General features: G+C 73.2%; 9 protein-coding genes. 6 read left to right on the top strand and 3 right to left on the bottom strand.

Going from position 1 to position 18,143, the window contains the following annotated elements:
- Positions 1-105: 105 nt before the first annotated feature.
- From KUM38_RS07230 to KUM38_RS07205, 6 genes are all read left to right on the top strand, one after another.
- Positions 106-1,254, top strand: a complete 1,149-nt coding sequence (locus KUM38_RS07230; protein ID WP_217128438.1) for an ROK family glucokinase — start codon at positions 106-108, stop codon at positions 1,252-1,254.
- Between the two features lie 65 nt (positions 1,255-1,319).
- The gene (locus KUM38_RS07225; protein ID WP_254396819.1) at positions 1,320-1,829 is read left to right on the top strand and encodes a sugar kinase; all 510 of its coding nucleotides are present in this window, start codon (positions 1,320-1,322) and stop codon (positions 1,827-1,829) included.
- Positions 1,830-1,927: 98 nt separating this feature from the next.
- Positions 1,928-4,831, top strand: a complete 2,904-nt coding sequence (locus tag KUM38_RS07220) for a DEAD/DEAH box helicase (RefSeq protein WP_217128436.1) — start codon at positions 1,928-1,930, stop codon at positions 4,829-4,831.
- Complete coding sequence (locus KUM38_RS07215) at positions 4,828-6,924, top strand: SWIM zinc finger family protein (RefSeq protein WP_217128435.1); 2,097 nt, start codon at positions 4,828-4,830, stop codon at positions 6,922-6,924. Before KUM38_RS07220 ends, KUM38_RS07215 begins: the two co-directional genes overlap by 4 nt.
- Positions 6,925-7,259: 335 nt before the next feature.
- Positions 7,260-7,814: a hypothetical protein gene (locus KUM38_RS07210; protein ID WP_217128434.1), complete on the top strand. Its 555-nt coding sequence runs from the start codon at positions 7,260-7,262 to the stop codon at positions 7,812-7,814.
- A 211-nt stretch (positions 7,815-8,025) separates the two neighbouring features.
- Positions 8,026-9,702, top strand: a complete 1,677-nt coding sequence (locus KUM38_RS07205) for a long-chain fatty acid--CoA ligase (RefSeq protein ID WP_217128433.1) — start codon at positions 8,026-8,028, stop codon at positions 9,700-9,702.
- A 49-nt stretch (positions 9,703-9,751) separates the two neighbouring features.
- Here KUM38_RS07205 and KUM38_RS07200 read toward each other — a convergent pair whose 3' ends face one another.
- The 3 genes from KUM38_RS07200 to KUM38_RS07190 form a co-directional block, all read right to left on the bottom strand.
- Positions 9,752-10,186 (bottom strand): hypothetical protein, encoded by a 435-nt coding sequence (locus KUM38_RS07200; protein ID WP_217128432.1) that lies wholly within the window; start codon positions 10,184-10,186, stop codon positions 9,752-9,754.
- Positions 10,183-11,265, bottom strand: a complete 1,083-nt coding sequence (locus tag KUM38_RS07195) for an NAD(P)/FAD-dependent oxidoreductase (protein ID WP_217128431.1) — start codon at positions 11,263-11,265, stop codon at positions 10,183-10,185. The genes KUM38_RS07200 and KUM38_RS07195 overlap by 4 nt, the downstream gene beginning before the upstream one ends.
- A 198-nt stretch (positions 11,266-11,463) precedes the next feature.
- Positions 11,464-18,143: non-ribosomal peptide synthetase (locus KUM38_RS07190; protein WP_217128430.1), on the bottom strand; the 6,680-nt coding region annotated here is incomplete at its 5' end.

Below are 18,143 nucleotides of genomic sequence, written 5' to 3'. Positions count from 1 at the left end.
AACTGCGCGACCAGCCCCAACGCACCCGCACCCGGCGAAGAACGGTGTTGCCCCACCCCTGTCCCGTTCGGCACCCGGCGGAGCCGTGCGGCACAATCGCACACGATGAGCACCTACCGCGACTTCACCGCCCCCATCGGCTCCCGCCGCGCCCCGGTCCTGAGAACCGTCGGCACCCGGGAGCGCCGCTCCCACCTGACGGCGCCCCGTGTCCCGACGGTGGGCATCGACATCGGCGGCACCAAGGTCATGGCGGGCGTCGTCGACGCCGACGGCAACATCCTGGAGCGGCTGCGCACGGAGACCCCGGACAAGTCCAAGAGCCCCAAGGTCGTCGAGGACACCATCGTCGAACTGGTGCTGGACCTGTCCGACCGGCACGACGTGCACGCCGTCGGCATCGGCGCGGCCGGCTGGGTCGACGCCGACCGCAACCGCGTGCTGTTCGCCCCCCACCTGTCCTGGCGCAACGAACCGCTGCGCGACCGCATCGCCGGCCGCCTCGCCGTCCCCGTCCTGGTGGACAACGACGCCAACACCGCCGCCTGGGCCGAGTGGCGCTTCGGCGCCGGCCGCGGCGAGGACCACCTCGTCATGATCACGCTCGGCACCGGCATCGGCGGCGCGATCCTGGAGGACGGGCAGGTCAAGCGCGGCAAGTACGGGGTGGCCGGCGAGTTCGGCCACATGCAGGTCGTCCCCGGCGGCCACCGCTGCCCCTGCGGCAACCGCGGCTGCTGGGAGCAGTACAGCTCCGGCAACGCGCTGGTCCGCGAGGCCCGCGAGCTGGCCGCCGCCGACTCGCCGGTCGCCTACGGGATCATCGAGCACGTCAAGGGCAACATCGCCGACATCAGCGGCCCGATGATCACCGAGCTGGCCCGCGAGGGCGACGCCATGTGCATCGAACTGCTCCAGGACATCGGGCAGTGGCTCGGCGTCGGCATCGCCAACCTCGCCGCCGCCCTCGACCCCTCCTGCTTCGTCATCGGCGGTGGCGTCTCCGCCGCCGACGACCTGCTGATCGGCCCCGCGCGGGACGCCTTCAAGCGGCACCTGACCGGTCGCGGCTACCGCCCCGAGGCCCACATCGTCCGCGCCCAGCTCGGCCCCGAGGCCGGCATGGTCGGCGCCGCCGACCTCGCCCGGCTGGTCGCCCGCCGCTTCCGCCGCGCCAAGCGTCGCCGCGTCGAGCGGTACGAACGCTACGAGCGGTACGCGGAGGCCCGCCGCACCACCCAGGAGTCGCTGTGAGCGACGGGCTCCCCCAGCAGACGGCTCTCCCGGGCGCGCCCCGCCCGGCCGAGGACCGGTGGCACATGATCCGCCGCAGGACGCTCACCCTGCTGATCATCGTGCTGCTCATCGGCATCCCGGCCGGGTACCTGGTGATCTCCGCGAACCAGAGCCGGGCCAGCGGCAAGGACAAGGAGGCGAAGTACTCCGCGACCGGCCTCACCGAGGGCTGGCCGTCGAAGGTGCAGCGCCGCCTCTACCAGGTGCCCGTGCCGCACCCTGCCTGGTGGGTGGCCTCCTACGAGACCAACAACTGGAAGACCAGCCGCCTCTACGTCGAGTTCGAGACCACCGACGCGGGCCTGAGCGCCTTCCTCACCAGCATGGGCGTGCAGCGACACGACCTGAAGCAGGACGACATCACCATCGGCGAGCGCGACCGGGACGTCACCGGCTGGACGTTCGACGGGCCCGGCACCTGGTCCGGCCTCGTCCACGAGCAGAAGGACCCGGCGCCCACCCACGACGTCGTCGTCAACCACAACAAACCGGGCTACCCGAGGGTGTACGTCGTCTCCCGCACCGTGCCCTGACCCCGCCCGCCCCACCGCCCGCCGGGACCGGTTGTCAGACCCCGCCCGTAGAGTCGGAGACGACTGATCCGACAGACGGGCGGGAGGTGGCAGGACGTATGGGCGAGCGGACCGTGACGGCCGGGCGGGACACCGCCGTGCCCGGCGGCGCGGACGGCGCGGACGTCCCCGTCCGGCTCGCGGCCGTCTTCCTCCCGGCACCCCTCCCGCGCGAGGGGCGCGTCGCCTTCTACGACCCCGAGGGCGGCCCCGTCGGCGAAGGGCCGCCCGGACCACCCGACGCCTCCGTGTCCGCGCCGCGCACCGACCTCACCGTCGTCCGTCCGCACGGCACGGGAGTGCGGCGGCGGACGGCCCCGGCGCTCTTCCTCCCCGTCGACGAGGCACTGCCGCTGCTGGTCCGCGCCCGGTACGATCCCGCGGCCCATCCCGCCACCGCCTGCTGGGGCGCCGCCGCCCTGCACGCCCTGCGGCTCACGGCCCGCGGACGGCTGCTGCCCGGACTGACCGCCACCGGCCACGACGCCTGGCGCGCCGGTCCGCTCGACCCCGACGACGTGGCACACCTGCGCGCGGTGGCCGCCGCCCTGCCCCACGAGGGCCACGCCGTCCCACTGCCCGGCCCCGGCCCCCTCCGGCTGCCCCGGCCGGAGGCGCTGGTGCGCGCCTTCCTGGACGCGGTCGCCGACACCCTGCCCCGCACCCCGGCCGCGCCGTACGCCTCGGGGCTCCCGTTCGCCGCGCGGAAGGCGCAGCGGCTGCCCGACGCCCACGACTGGGCCGCCGAGGTCGCCGCCGGCATGGACGCCGGCGTACGGATCTCGCTCCGCCTGGACCTGTCCGCCTACGACCTCTTCGACACCGGTGAGGGAGCAGGCGGGGACGGGAGCGCCGCGCGGAGCGCGGGCGCCGCGATCGTGCAGGTGCACAGCCTCGCCGACCCGACCCTGATGGCCGACGCGGCGGCCCTGTGGGCGGGCACGGCGGACAGCGCCTTCGGCCCCCGCGCACGGGTGGACGCCGCCCTCGCGGTGCGCCGCGCGGCCCGGGTCTGGCCGCCGCTGGACCGGCTCTCCGACCAGGACGTGCCCGATGTGCTGGCCCTCTCCGAGGAGGAGCTGAACGACCTGCTGGGCATGGCGGCCACCCGGCTCGCCGCGGCCGGGGTCGCCGTGCACTGGCCCCGGGACCTCGCCCAGGACCTGACCGTCACGGCGGTGGTCCGCCCGGCCCCCGGCTCGGCGACCGACGGCACCGGCTTCTTCGAGAGCGAGGACCTGCTGCGGTTCGGCTGGCAGCTCGCCCTCGGCGGCGACCCGCTCACCGAGGCCGAGATGGACGCCCTGGCCGAGGCCCACCGTCCCGTCGTACGGCTGCGCGACCAGTGGGTGCTGGTCGACCCCGCCCTCGTCCGCAAGGCCCGCAAACGGGACCTGGGGCTGCTCGACCCGGTCGACGCGCTGGCCGTCGCCCTCACCGGCCACGCGGAGGTCGACGGGGAGACGGTCGAGGCGGTGCCGGCCGGCGCCCTCGCCACCCTCCGCGACCGCCTGACCGCCGGTGTACGGCCCGCCGAGCCGCCGCCCGGCCTCGACGCCACCCTGCGCGACTACCAGCTGCGGGGCCTGGCCTGGCTGGACCTCATGACCTCCCTCGGCCTCGGCGGCTGCCTCGCCGACGACATGGGCCTGGGCAAGACCATCACCCTCATCGCGCTGCATCTGAAGCGGGCCCGCACCGAGCCGACCCTGGTGGTCTGCCCGGCCTCGCTGCTCGGCAACTGGCAGCGGGAGATCACCCGGTTCGCGCCCGGCGTCCCCGTGCGCCGCTTCCACGGCCCCGACCGCACCCTGGACGGCCTCGACGGCGGCTTCGTCCTCACCACCTACGGCACCATGCGCTCCACCGCCCCGGAGCTGGCCGGGCGGATGTGGGGCATGGTCGTCGCCGACGAGGCACAGCACGTCAAGAACCCCCACTCCGCGACCGCGAAGGCACTGCGCACGATCCCGGCGCCCGCCCGGGTGGCGCTCACCGGCACCCCCGTGGAGAACAACCTCTCCGAGCTGTGGGCCCTCCTCGACTGGACGACCCCCGGACTCCTCGGCCCGCTGAAGTCCTTCCGCGCCCGGCACGCGCGCGCCGTGGAGACCGGCGAGGACGAGGAGGCCGCCGAGCGCCTCGCCCGCCTGGTCCGCCCCTTCCTCCTGCGGCGCAAGAAGTCCGACCCCGGCATCGTCCCCGAACTGCCGCCCAAGACCGAGACGGACCACCCCGTACCGCTCACCCGCGAACAGGCCGCGCTGTACGAGGCCGTGGTGCGCGAGTCGATGCACGCCATCGAGAGCGCGCAGGGCATGGGCCGGCGCGGACTGGTGCTGAAACTGCTGACCTCGCTCAAGCAGATCTGCGACCACCCGGCGCTCTACCTGAAGGAGGAGCACGCGCGCGCCGGAGACGACCGGCTCGCGGCCCGTTCCGGCAAACTGGCCCTGCTGGACGAGCTGTTGGACACCCTGCTCGCCGAGGACGGCTCCGCCCTGGTCTTCACGCAGTACGTCGGGATGGCCCGGCTGATCACCGCGCACCTCGCCGGGCGCGCGGTCCCCGTCGACCTCCTCCACGGCGGTACGCCGGTGGCGGAGCGGGAGCGCATGGTGGACCGCTTCCAGAGCGGCGCGACCCCGGTCCTGGTGCTCTCCCTCAAGGCCGCCGGCACCGGCCTGAACCTCACCCGCGCGGGCCACGTCGTCCACTTCGACCGCTGGTGGAACCCCGCGGTGGAGGAGCAGGCCACCGACCGCGCGTACCGCATCGGCCAGACCCAGCCCGTCCAGGTCCACCGTCTCGTCACCGAGGGCACGGTCGAGGACCGCATCGCCGAGATGCTGGAGTCCAAGCGCGCCCTCGCCGACGCGATCCTCGGCTCCGGCGAGTCGGCCCTCACGGAGCTGTCCGACCGTGACCTGTCCGACCTGGTGTCCCTGCGGAGGCCGGCATGACCTCCCGCCCCTCCGACGAGGCCCGCGAGGCCCTGCGCGCGGCCCGCGCACGGGCGACCCGCGAGCCGACGGCCACGGACACGCCGGAGCACCGGCCCACTCAGAAGCAGCCGGCTGCCCTGGCCGTCCCGGCCCCCGGACAGCCCGACGGTCCCGGTCGCCCCGGCCGTGAAACCCGCCCGGGCGACGTGGCCCGCGAGGCGCTGCGGCAGGCGGTACGGGCCCGGCGCGGTACGGCGGAGCCCGCCGACGCCACAGCCCCGGACCGCGAGGACACCGGCACACCGGCGGCGGAGGGCGAGGCACGCTCCGGAGAGGGGCCCCACGGTGACGGGCCGCCCCACGGTGACGGGCCGCCCCCCGCCGACACGTCGTCCGGGGACACGGAGGCCGCTGCCGACGGTGATGCCGGACACCGCGCGCCCCCACGCCCCGGGGACATCGCGCGGGAGGCGCTGCGCTCCGCGCGCGAGGAGGCGCTGCGGGCGCGTCCGGCACCCGGCGGCCGTGCGACGGACGCCGAGCCCCGTGAACGACGCGCCCCGTCCCCCCGCGTCCCGCGCACGACCCGCGGCGACCGGGCCGCCGACGCCCGGGCCCATGAGGTACGGGAGTCGCTCACGGACGCCTTCCGCATGCCCGAACCGGTGACCGAACCGGATCCGGACACCGACGTCACCCCCGGCCCGAGCGCCCCCGCGTCCTCCGGCAGCTCGCGCTCGCACGGCGGCCCCTCGGCCAGGGAGGCCCGGGACGGAGCCCTCGGAAGCGCCGAGCCGCTCGGTACTCCGCGGGACACCGCACCGCCCGCACCCGCCACCCCCCGCTCCATGGCCGACCCCGCCCGCGACGGTGACCTGCGCCGCACCTTCCCGGCGTTCCCGCCCCGAGCCTCGGACAGTGAGGGCTTCGCCGAGACCTGGTGGGGCGACGCATGGGTCACCGCGCTGGAGGAGGGGGCGCTGGACGCGGCCCGGCTCGCCCGCGGGCGCGGGTACGCCGGACAGGGGCACGTCGACGCCATCACCGTCACGCCGGGACTCGTACTCGCGTACGTGCGGGGCAGCCGCCCGCGGCCGTACCGCGTGCAGGTGCGGCTGCGGACGTTCACGGACGCCGACTGGGAGCGGTTCCTGGACGCCGCCGCCGACCGTCCCGGCCACATCGCGGCGCTGCTGGACAAGGAGATGCCCCAGTCCCTCGCCGACTGCGGGGTCCCGCTGCTGCCCGGCCCCGGTGACCTCTCCCCGCGGTGCAGCTGCCCCGATTCCGGCCATCCCTGCAAACACGCCGCCGCCCTCTGCTACCAGACGGCCCGGCTGCTCGACGCCGACCCGTTCGTGCTGCTCCTGCTGCGCGGACGCGGCGAGCGCGAGGTGATCGACGCGCTGTCCCGGCTCAGCGCCACCCGCGCGGCCCGCGCCGCCCAGGACCGCGGACCGGCCTCCCTGCCCGGCGTCCGAGCGGGCGAGGCCCTGACCGCGCGCGCCCTGCCGCCTCTCCCGGCGCCGCTGCCCGCGCCCCCGCATCCCGAACAGCCCCCGGCCTACCCGGCGGCACCGGGCGGCCCCGACCCCTTCGCCCTGGACCAGCTGGCCACCGACGCCGCCGCCCGAGCCCACACCCTGCTCACCACGGGCCGGGACCCGGTCGGCGGGCTGACGCTGTGGCAGGACGCCGTCCGCCTGGCCGCGGCCCGCCCCGGCTCCGGCCTCACCGCCGGCACCCGGGCGCTCTACGCGTCCCTCGCCAAGGCCGCCGGCCGCGGTACGGCGGAACTGGCGCGCGCCGTGGCCGCCTGGCGGCAGGGCGGTCCGGAAGGACTCCACGTCCTGGAGGAGCCCTGGGACCCGCCGGCCGGCCGCTTCGACCGGGCCCGCCCGCTGCTGCTCGCCGCCGACCTTCCGGCCTTCCGTCCCTGGCGCAACCGCCTCACCCACCCTCGGGGCCATGTCCAGCTCAGGCTCGGCCGGACGGGGCTCTGGTACGCCTACGAGTCGGAACCCGGCCGCGACGACTGGTGGCCGCGCGGCACCCCCGACCTCGATCCGGTCGGCGCCCTGACGGGCCTTGGTACGCCGGGCGACGTCTGATCGGCGGACCACCGCCGCGGAGCCCGGGGTCGCGGGAGGCCCTCACCGGCGGCCGTGTCCAGGAGCGGGTGGCGGACGTGTGCGGCCGCCCGTTCACGATCGCGTGACGCGGCAGACAGGCACCGGACTCCTCGGCCACCGCTTCCAGCAGCGATCTCCCAGTTACGAACATAAGAGGAGTCTTCGCGTGAGCGAATACTAAATCGTAGTACCCAACTTAAAGTATGAAAATAAGCTGAATGCCTGGACGGAAGAGGGCCCGGTGGCAGAAACTATCCCCAACGGGCCTTAACTCAGGCCCCGTTGGACAACACCTGCATACGTACGGGGGAAACATGGCAGGACTTGCCCACCGCTGGCTGACGCGCACGGCAGGCGCAGCGACCGCAGCGGTGATGATCGTCGGCGGTACAGCCGGCGTCACATTTGCAGCCGAGACCGACCGGACGGACGCTCGCGCCGAGGCATGGCTTCCGACGTTCGAGATGACCGCGAACTACGCGGTGGTCGCCAGCACGCACCCGGACACCGAGAACTGTGCTGGTTTCGAGGTGATCGGGACGGGGACCGCCACCGGCAAACCGATCACCAACGCCACCTGGACGCAGGACGAGGTGGCCTGTACGGCGATCGTCCCCGGCAAGTACGACATCATCGGGACGGCGACGATCACGGAAAGCGACGGTGACAAGCTCAACCTCAGCTACCGCCTCGCCGCTCCACTGACGGAGGACAACCTCGTCTACCCGACCGGCTCGTTCGTGATCACCGGCGGCACCGGTGAGTACCAGTACGCGACCGGCAACGGAAAGATGGACGCACGGGTCAACCTGCTGGACCACTCCAATGTCAGTTGCTCACTGGTGGGGAAGATCGAGTACCTGGGCTGACCCCGACCAGTGGCCGGGCAACGGCGGGTGACGGCGTGGTGCCGTCACCCGCCATCGGGGCCGGCTCCGCCATCGGGGCCGGCTCCGCGCGTGGGCGCGCCCGCTCCTCCTCGCCCCGGCGCTCCCACCCTCATGGGACCGGGTGGGGAAACGGGGGAGTGAGTACGACGCCGGGGTACCTTCTGACTGCGCACCTCTAAGGGGCCGCACCATGAAGAGCACGATGCAGGACCGTGCACTGCTGGTCCGGGACATTCTCGCGCACGGACAACGCGTCTACGGGGACAGTCGGGTGGTGCGATGCGCCGACGGGCCGGCCGCACGCTCCTCGCAGTCCTTCGCCGACGTCGCCGGCCAGGCCGAGCGACTGGCCGCGGCGCTGACCCGGCTGGGCGCGCGTCCCGGTGAGCGGGTCGCCACGCTGGCCTGGAACACTCCCGAGCACCTGGTGGCATACCTCGCGGTACCGAGCATGGGCGCGGTACTGCACACCCTCAACCTGCGGCTCCACCACGACCAGTTGGGTTACATCGTCGAGCACGCCGAGGACGCCTTCCTCCTGGTCGACGCCACCTTGCTGGACATGCTCGCCCCCCTGCGGGACCGGCTGGGCAGCGTACGGCACGTGGTGGTCATCGGCGGCGCGCCGGAGGTGGACCTGCCCGGGCACATCGCCGTGCACCACTGGGACGAGTTGCTGGCCGCCGAGCAGCCCGGCTTCGTCTGGCCCGACCTGGACGAGCGGGAAGCGGCGGCACTCTGCTACACGACCGGCACCACCGGCAACCCCAAGGGCGTGGCCTACAGCCACCGCTCGATCTCCCTGCACACGCTCGGCGTCTCGGCCTGCGCCGGTTTCGCGATGCACGACGGCGACCGCGTCCTGCCGATCGTGCCGATGTTCCACGCCAACGCCTGGGGCTGGCCGTACGCCGCCTGGCTGGCGGGCTCCGACCTGATCATGAACGGGCGGCTGCTGCACACCCCGGACCTGGCCCGCGTCATCAACGAGGAGCGGCCCACCGCGGTGGCGGCGATCTGCACGATCTGGAACAGCCTGGTGCACCACGGCGAGCAGCACCCGCTGGACCTGAGCGGCGTACGGCTCGCGGGCTGCGGTGGCGCGACCCCGCCGCGCGCCCTGCTCCAGCAGCTCAAGGACCGCTACGGGGTCCGCCTGAAGCAGGGCTGGGGCCTGACCGAGACCAGCCCTCTGGCCACCTTCGCGGTCCCCCCGCACGGCACGCCGGACGAGGACGAGGTCGACTGGCTGGCGAAGAGCGGCCGGGTGATGCCCTACGTCGAGGTCCGGCTGATCGCGGAGGACGGCAGCGAGCAGCCGTGGGACGGAACCTCCGTGGGCGAACTGGAGCTGCGCGGACCCTGGGTCACCGGGTCGTACTTCAACACCGAGGACGCCCCGGAGAAGTTCCACGACGGCTGGCTGCGCACCGGCGACCTGGGAGTGATCGAGCCCGGTGGCTGGGTGGTCGTCAGTGACCGGCTCAAGGACGGCATCAAGAGCGGTGGCGAGTGGATCTCCACCATCGAGCTGGAGAACGCGATCATCGAGCACCCCGCGGTGCTGGAGGCGGTCGTGATCGGTGTGCCCGATCCACGCTGGGAGGAACGCCCGCTGGCCTGCGTGTCGTTGGTGCCGGGCGCCGGGATCGGCGCGGACGAGCTGCGGGAGTTCCTGGCCGGGCGGGTGGCGCGCTGGTGGATACCGGAGCGGTGGTCGTTCGTGGACGCGGTGCCCAAGACCAGCGTCGGGAAGTACGACAAGCGGTCGGTGCGGACGCTGTACGCGGAAGGGGCGCTGGACGTCCGGCTCCCGCGCGACCCCGGCACACAGGTACCCACGGAGCCCGGGCCGCCTCGGGAGTGAACGGCGGTGCGGCGCCACGGACCGCCCGGAGCGCCGCCTCCCGTACGCCTCAGACGGCCACCCGGTGTGCCGCCTCGGCCAGCAACTCCCGCTGCTGGTCGGGGCCGAGGCTCAGCTCCCGGACGAGCCGGAGAGTCAGTACCAGGCGGGCCTGGATCGTCGTCTCGGGGTCGAGGCGCTCACCGTCGGGTTCCGTGTCCCCGCTCAGACCGTCGGCGACCAGACGTTCGAGGAACGCCGGGTCGAAGTCCTCCGCGCCGGCGTCCAGCGAGCCGAGGACGTCCGCGACGTAACCGCTGACCTCCCGCGGTGTCGCACCCCGCGGGAAGCGGCGACGGACCGCGATCCCGAAGGCGGCGCCGACCGCCTGCCCGTAGTGCGGGTCGGCGGGATCGAGGGCGGCGGATTTCTGTGCGAACCCGATGAAGTCGAACGCCAACAGCGCGCCCAGCAGCTCGAGTTCCTTGGACGTGACGCTGGTCATGACGGCTCGCCTTCTGCCGTGGGAGAAGCGGTGGTGGTGTCGTGTGCGGCGGTGGCTATCGCCGCCACGACGCGTTCGGCGTCCCGGCCGACGAAGCCGATGAGCGCCGAGCCGCGGGTGCGCATCCGGTACAGCCCCAGGTAGTAGCTGCCGGGCAGCGCCCCGGTGCCTTCCGTGTGCCGGGGCTGCCCGGCGTCGTCGAGCATCTCCGGGTCGAGCCAGCTCCAGTCGGTGCGGTAGCCGGTCGCCCAGATCACCGCGGACGGTTTGACGCGCTCGCCGTCCGCGACCAGCAGTTCGGAGCCCTCGGCCGCGGTGACGCGGCCCACCGCCTGGATCCGGCCCTCCGCGACGAGCTCGGGCACCCGGTCACCGACGATCGGGTCGGGTGCTTGCATGTTCACCGGCAGGTTCATCACACCGAGGACGCTCATCCACCAGAACATGTCCCGTCCGAGGACGGTCTGCGGCAGGGGCGGTGAGACGGTGCCGCCGCAACTGAGCACCACACTGTGGGTCCCGGCCAGCTCCACGGCTATCTGCCGGCCGGAGTTGCCGTCGCCGACGATCAGCACAGTGCCCGGCGGCACCTGTGCGGGGCCCTGGTAGTCGCTGGTGTGCAGGGCGGTCACGTCCGGACTCAGCCCGGCGGCGAACTCCGGGACCCGGGGGGTGCCGAACGCACCGGTCGCGATCACGACCTGGTCGGCCCGGCACTCGCCGTGCGCGGTGGTCAGCAGGTAGCCGTCACCGTCCCTGCGCAGCGACAGCACCCGGTGGTCGGCCAGCACGGGGAGGCCGAACCGCTCGGCGTAGTCGCGCAGATACGCCACGACCTCGTCCTTGCCGGGGTAGCGCGCACCGTGGCCGGGGAAGGGCAGCCCCGGCAGACCGGAGAACTGCGCGGACGTGAACAGGGTCAGCGAGTCCCAGCGCCGCTGCCAGGTCTCACCGACCTCGCTCCCCGCGTCGAGCAGCACACACCGTATGCCGGCCTGCCGCAGGTAGTACCCGGCGGCGAGTCCGGACTGGCCCGCCCCGATGACGGCGACCGGCACGGTGGCCGGCAACGCGCTCATCGGTTCGCTCCGGCGCCGCCGATGGTGCTGGGCCGCTCCCCGGCGGGGATGACGCCGGTCGGCCGCCGCTTCGGGTCGGCCTGATCAATTCGCATACCGGATGTCCTCACTTCTCGGTCCTGGTACCCGCCGGCCCCGCGGGACGGGGCCGACGGGCACCGGCCGGGCCGCCCGGAGAGGCGACCCGGCCGGTTCGGTTCAGTTGGCGTCGAGGGCCCGGCGCAGCTCACCGGCCAGGACGCGCAGCCGCTCGCCGCGCATCACCGTGTAGTGGTCGCCGGGTACGTCGACGAGGGCGGCGTCGCCGGGGAAGTACTCCATCCAGCGGGACGCGGTCTCGACCGTCGCGCCGCCGTCCGCTGCCCGCAGTGACACCACCCGCCCGGCGAAGCTGCTGGGCGCGTACCGCAGGAGGGCCCGGTAGTTGGCGCGGAACCGGTCGACGATACGGCTCAGCGTGTCGAGGTCGATGTCGTCGGACAACGCTCCCGCGGCCCGGGCCTCGGCGTGCAGCACCCGCACCGGCGGTCGGCCGTCGAACGCCTCGGGCGGCAGCTCCCAGTCGACTCCGGCCAGACCCGCCAGGTCCCGGGCGAACCAGGACAGCAGCACCTCGTCGGAGACGGGCGCGCCCGTGGCCGGCCCGGGCTGCTCCATCAGATCGATCACGGCCAGCAGGTCCACCTCAGCACCCGCCGCGGTGAGCTGGGCCGCCATCTCCAGGGCGATCACCCCGCCCATCGACCAGCCGCCGAGCCGGTAGGGGCCGTCGGGCAGCGCCTCGCGGACCGCCGCGGCGTAGTGGGCGGCCATGTCCTCGACGCTGAGCAGTTCCGTGTCCGGCAGCTGAAGCGCGTAGAACGGCTGGTCGTCGCCGAGAAGCTGAGCGAGTTCGGCGTAGCAGAGCACGTCACCGCCGACCGGGTGCACGAACACCAGCGGAGTCCGCGAGCCGGTGGTGCGGATCGGCACCAGCGCCCTGCGGCGGTCCTCGCCGCTGCCGGCCTCCCGGACCGCCTGGGCGAGCAGCTCGATGGTCGGCCGGGCGAAGAGGCTGGACAGGGGCAGGCTGCGGCCCAGACCGCGGGCGATCCTGGCCATCAGCCGCACCGCGAGCAGCGAGTCCCCGCCGAGGTCGAAGAAGTTCGCGGTCACCCCGATCCCGGTCACGCCGAAGAACTCCGCCCATATCTCCGCGAGCCGGCGTTCCACGTCGTCGCGGGGCGCGACGTGGCCCGCGCCTTCGACGGCGACCTCCTCGGGTGCGGGCAGTGCCGCCCGGTTGACCTTCCCGTTGTCGCTGAGCGGCAGTTCGTCCAGGACCAGGACGCGCTGCGGCACCAGGTGCTGCGGGACCACCTGGCGCAGCGCCTGGGTGATCTGCTGCTCGGTGTCGTCGCGCCCGTCGTCGAGGACGACGTAGGCGATCAGCCGCTTCGGCCCGTGCTGTTCGCCCGCCGCGACGACCGCGGCGGCCCGTACCCCCTCGCACTGGGTGAGAGAGGATTCCACCTCGCCCAGTTCGATGCGGTAGCCCTGGATCTTGACCTGGGAATCCTGCCGGCCGAGGAACTCGATGGTGCCGTCCGGCAGGAAGCGTCCCAGGTCGCCGGTGCGGTAGAGGCGTTCTCCGGTGACCGGGTGGTGCAGGAAGGCGGCGCGGGTCTTGACTTCGTCGTTCAGGTAGCCGCGGGCCAGACCTGTTCCGGCGATGTAGAGGTCGCCCGGGACCCACACGGGGCAGGGCCGCATCGCGCTGTCGAGCACATAGAAGCGCTGGTTCCGCATCGCCTTGCCGTAGGGAATGCTCACCTGGTCCTCCTGGACCTCCCCGATGGGGTGCAGGATCGACCAGATCGACGCCTCGGTGGCGCCGCCGAGGCTCCACAGTTCGGCGTCCGGCAGCAGCAGCCGGATCCGGCCGGGCAGCGTCACCGGGATCCAGTCCCCGCTCATCATGACCAGCCGCAGCGGCAGCCCGGTGAGCCGGTTCGCGAGGGCGTGCTCGGTGAACATCTCCATCAGCGCGGGCACGCTGTTCCAGATGGTCACCCCGTGCTCGGCGACGAGTTCCGCCCAGCGGGCGGGTTCGCGGTGCGCGGCCGGTTCGGGCAGGACCAGGGCGCCGCCCACCGACAGCGGTCCGAAGACGTCGTAGACCGACAGGTCGAAGTTCATCGCGGACAGTCCGAGAGCCCGGTCCGCCGCGGTGACGCGGTAGCGCTCGTTGACATCGACGACCGTGTTCAGGGCCGCCCCGTGCTCGATCATCACGCCCTTGGGCAGCCCGGTGGAGCCGGAGGTGAAGATCACGTAGGCGAGGTCGGTGGGCTTGGCGCCGGACGGGCCGAGCGGGCGCTCCTCGCCCGCCGAGCCCTCTTCGTCCGCCCGCACCACGGTCCTGACCACGCTCTGCGGCCAGTCGGCCGTGTCGTCCACCCACGGCTGGGTGACGACACGGCTGATCCCGGCGCTGTCCAGCAGCACGTGCAACCGCTCGGCGGGCACCTGGGCGTCGATCGGGACGTACGCCGCTCCGGCCCGCAGGATGCCGAGGGCGGCGACGATCTGCTCCCAGCCCTTGTCCATGACGATCGCCACCAGGTCGCCGGGGCCGGCTCCTTGAGCGAGCAGCCGGTGCCCCACCCGGTTGGACCTGCGGTCGAGGTCCGCGTACGTCAGGGTCAGCGCCTGCGAGATGACCGCGGGAGCGTCGGGCGTGGCCGCTGCCCGGGCGAGGACCGCGTCGTGCAGCAGCCCGTCGGGTACCGGCCCGTCGGTGGCGTTGGCCGCAGCCCGTACGTCCAGGTCGGCGGCGGGTGTGAGGACGGGCCTGGGCCGCTGCCAGGCCGCCGGGTCGCGGGACAGATCGTGCAGCATCCGCAGGTAGGCGGCGAACATGGCGTCGACGCAGCCCGCCGGGAACAGTTCCTCGATCACGTCCCAGTTCAGGACGAGTTCACCGGCCTCCTCGACCGCCTGGTGGTCCAGCCATACCTGCGGGGTGCGGACCGAGCTGCTCACCTGACGGCCGTTCTCACCGATCCCGGCCAGGTACTGCACGACTCCGCGCTGCTCGGTGTCCTGCTGACCCGTGAAGTTCACCAGACTGGTGAAGACGACCGGCGCGGCGGCCCGCACCGACGCGCCGCGGGCCCGGTTCAGTTCCCTGAGCACCTGCACACCGCTGACCTGGCTGTGCTCCATGTCGCTCCACAGCTGACGCTGGACGTCGGCGGCGCGGACGGCGAACGCGTCGTCGGCCGAGTCGTGGATCTCCAGCATCAGGGTCGTGGAGAAGTTGCCGATGACGTCGCCGACCTGCGGATGCAGCGGCAGCCGGTTGAAGAACAGCAGGTTCAGCGAGAAGTCGTCGGTGGCGCTCCACTCCGCGATCACCTGCGAGTACGCGGTGCACAGGGCCGCGGATGCGCTGACCCCGGCGCTCGCCGCGTGCTCCTTGAACCGGGCCCAGTCCTCCTTCGTCAGGGTCGCGCCACGGTGGGTGAACACCGGCCGGTCCAGACTCGACGGGCTGACGGCCAACGGCAGTTGGGGAGCGGGCGGCAGGGTGTCGAGGCGGTCCCGCCAGTAGGCGAGCGCCCGGTCGTACTCGGGCCCGTTCTCCAGAGCGCGGGCCTGTTGGACATAGTCCCGGTAGCGCAGCCGCAGTTCGGGCAGCGTCTCACCGCGGTAGTGCGCGGCCCACTCCCTGAACAGGATCGACGTGCTGAAACCGTCGATGATCAGGGCGTCGAAGCCGGCGTGCAGCCGGATCGACCGGTCGTCGATCCGGGTCACCCGCACGTCGAACAGCGGCCAGCGGGTGGTGTCGAAGACCTGGTGCCGCATCTCCTCGTGGACGGCGGTCAGCGCGGCTTCGCGCTCGGCCGGGTCCAGGGCGGAGACGTCGGTCTCACGGATCACGTAGGCCGGGACGTCGCGCTGTACGCGCTGATCGCCCTCGGCGGTGAAGACCGCCCGCAGCATGTCGTGGCGTTCGATCATCGCCCGGAAGGACGTGCCGAGCCGGTCCAGGTCCACGTTCTCCAGGTCGATCTCGGTCTGGAAGTAGGTGGAGGTGTTGCCGAGTTCGAAGGCGTCGCCGCGGCCCACGAGGTACGCCTGCTGGAGGTCGGTCAGGCCGAACGGCTCGTAGCGCTCCGCGTCGTCACCGGCTGCCGCGTTGGCTCCGCTGTCGGCCTGAGGGGTGTCCGCCTCGGTTCCGGCGCCGAGGGCGGCGAGTACGTCCTCGGCGATGTCGTCGGTGCTGCGGCCGTTGAGGAAGGCGGTCATCGGCAGCGGAACGTCGAACTCCCGGTTCAGCGTGGTCCGGATCCTCATCGCGATCAGTGAGTCCAGGCCGAGCGCCTGCAACGACTGCCGGGCGTCGAGCCGGGCCGGCGTGGTGCCCAGCGCCTGGGCGACGGTCCGGGTCACGAGGGCCCGTGTCGCCTCGGGTGTCATGGCGGGTGTCGCCTCGGGCGCGTCGGCCGGGGCCGTGGGGACCTGTACGGCCGCGGGGTCCGCCGCGGGCCGGGTCAGGGCGGGGGCGAGGCGTACACCGTCGGCCTCGGCGACCAGCCGGCCGTGCGCGCCGACGAGCCGGATGCGCGCCCGGGTGCCGCCGTCGAACAGTTCGGCGTGACATCGCAGCCCGTCCTGGGGGCCGCCGCGGTGGTAGTGGACGAAGCGGTCGAGGCCGACCGGCACGAGGGCCGGGCCGTCCGTGGGGAAGCAGGCCAGCGCGGTCTGGAACATCGCGTCGACCAGCCCGGGGTGTATCAGGTAGGGCTCCGCCTCGCCGGGCGCGGCGGGCCGGATCTCGGCGGTGGCCTCACCCCGGTTGATCATGATCCGCTCCACCCAGCGGGCGGCGGAGCCCAGATAGAGGGCACGCTGCCACAGCGACCGGTACAGCTCGTCGCCGGTCAGCTCGCGCCCCGATCCGACCGGTGCGAGCGTCACCGTGGGGGCGGCCGACGCGCCCGACCGGGCCCGACCCTGCGCGTGCAGCTGCCAACCGCCGGCCCGGTCCTGCGCGTAGTAGCGGAACCGCTCGTCGTCCACGACGAGTTGGGCGGCGCGTTCGGCAACCGTCGGCGATCGGTCCTCGCCGACCGGTTCGAGCACCAGGTCGACGGGCAGCTCCAGGTCCTCCACGGACACCGGTCCCGGCCCGGAGAGCTCGATGACCGCCTCGATCAGCGACTCCACGAACACCCCGGCGCTGACCACCGGCCGCCCGCCCACCACGAAGTCGCCGAGGCTGGGATGTGCCACGGGGTCGAGCCGCGGGGCGAACTGCGCCTGCGCGAGCGGCGTCGACGGCAGGCGTACGCCTAACAGGCCTACCGGCTCGGCAGGTTGCTCCACCGGACGCGGCGCGGTCCGCGGGGCAACGGGTTCGGGTGTGAGCCAGTAGTGGCGGTGTCGGAAGGGGTAGGGGGGGAGTTCGACGGTGCGGGCGTGGTAGGGCTTGAGGAGGGTGGTCCAGTCGATGGTGACGCCGTGGGTCCAGGCTTCGGCGGCGGACTGGACGAAGCGGTCGAGGTTGCCGGTGTTGCGGTGGAGGGTTCCGATGACGGTGCCGGTGTCGCCGAGGGCGTCCAGGGTTTCGGTGATGCCGGAGGCGAGTACGGGGTGGGCGCTGACCTCGATGAAGACGGTGTCGGGTGTGGCGAGCTGCTGGACGGTCTCGGCCAGGCGGACTTTGCTGCGCAGGTTGCGGAACCAGTAGGTGCCGTCGAGTTCGGTGGTGTCGAGGAGGCCGCCGGTGACGGTGGAGTGGAAGGCGATGCGGCCCGGGCGCGGGGTGATGTCCTTGAGCTGGTGTGTGAGGGTGTCGTGGATCTCGTCGACGTGGGGGGAGTGGGAGGCGTAGTCGACGGGGATGCGGCGGGCCCATATGTCGGTGGCCTCGCACCGGGCCAGTAGTTCGTCCAGGGCTTCGGGCTGTCCGGCGACGACCGTGGAGGAGGGTCCGTTGACGGCGGCGATGGAGATGCGTCCGGGCCATGTGGCGAGGAGTTCTTCTGCTTGTTGTTCGGGGATGCCGAGTGAGGCCATGCCGCCGCCGCCGGACAGGGCGCGCAGCGCCTTGGAGCGCAGGGCGATGATGCGGGCGCCGTCCTGGAGGGAGAGGCCGTCGGCGACGACGGCGGCGGCGATCTCGCCCTGGGAGTGTCCGATCACGGCGGTGGGGTTGACGCCGTTGGCGCGCCAGAGGGCGGCGAGGGCGAGCATCATGGCCCAGGAGGCGGGCTGGACCACGTCGACGCGGTCCAGGCCGGGTGCGCCCTCCTCGCCGCGCAGGACGGCGGTGAGTGACCAGTCGACGAAGGGTGTCAGGGCTGTTTCGCAGTCGGCGATCACGCGGGCGAACTCCGGTGAGGAGTCCAGCAGCCCGGCTGCCATGCCGGTCCACTGCGAGCCCTGCCCCGGAAACACGAATACGACCGGAGCTCCTGAGATGCGGCCCGGCTTCGCACCCGAGACAGCCGCAGTCACGCCGTCGGTTTCGTGGGTGGCCAGCGCGTCGAGGCCGGCGAGCAGTCCGTCGCGTCCGTCGGTGCCGGGGATCACGGCCCTGGTCTCGAAGGCGGACCGTCCGGTGGCCAGGGAGTAGGCCACGTCGGCGGGGTTGAGGTCGGGGTGTGTCCGCACGTGTTCGGCCAGCCGGCCGGCGGCGTGTGCCAGTGCGTCGGCCGAGCGGGCCGACACCAGCCACGGCAGCATCGTCCCGTCCAGCGGGTCCGCGTCGTCCGGCGCCGTGTCATCGGTGGGGGGTTCGGTGAGGATGATGTGGGCGTTGGTGCCGCTGATGCCGAATGAGGAGATGCCGGCGCGTCGGGTGTGGTTTTGGGTGGGGGGCCAGG

It is taken from the genome of Streptomyces sp. AC558_RSS880, from assembly GCF_019049255.1.
Lineage (GTDB): Bacteria > Actinomycetota > Actinomycetes > Streptomycetales > Streptomycetaceae > Streptomyces.
This window is presented reverse-complemented; position numbering and strand designations above follow the sequence as displayed.